Annotated in this window: 1 protein-coding gene; it reads right to left on the bottom strand. The window is 76.5% G+C overall.

Features of this window, described 5'->3' with window-relative positions:
• Positions 1-349, bottom strand: a 349-nt coding sequence (locus tag AC1DSF_RS31575; RefSeq protein WP_478184244.1) for a hypothetical protein, incomplete at both ends; no start/stop codon positions are given.

Here is a 349-nt window from a genome sequence, read left to right as displayed (position 1 = left end):
GCTCCAGGCCAGGAACAGGGCGACGGCGCCGCGCAGCGGCAGCGTGATCAGATTGGCGACGCGGTGCAGCGCGCGTTCGCCGCGCCACAGCCACACCGCGGTGAGCAGTGCGGCCGCCGCGTGCAGGAGCAGCATCATGCCGCTGCTGCCGTGGTTCATCGCGGCGTGGGCGGCCGGTTGCAGCCCCGCCGCGTGGCCGGGGCCGGACGCGCCGTGGCCCGGTCCGAACGCGGGCGGGTCGGCGGCGAGTGCCGGGTCGAGGCCCATCGCGGCGAGGATTTCCGCGGCGGAACCGCGGTGGGTGCCGTGCGCGGGGGCCGTACCGTCGTTGCACAGCAGCATGCGGAGC

Source organism: Variovorax sp. 01N429 (assembly GCF_056399425.1).
Note: the sequence above shows the minus strand (reverse complement) of the source record. Positions and strands in the feature narration are given on the sequence as shown.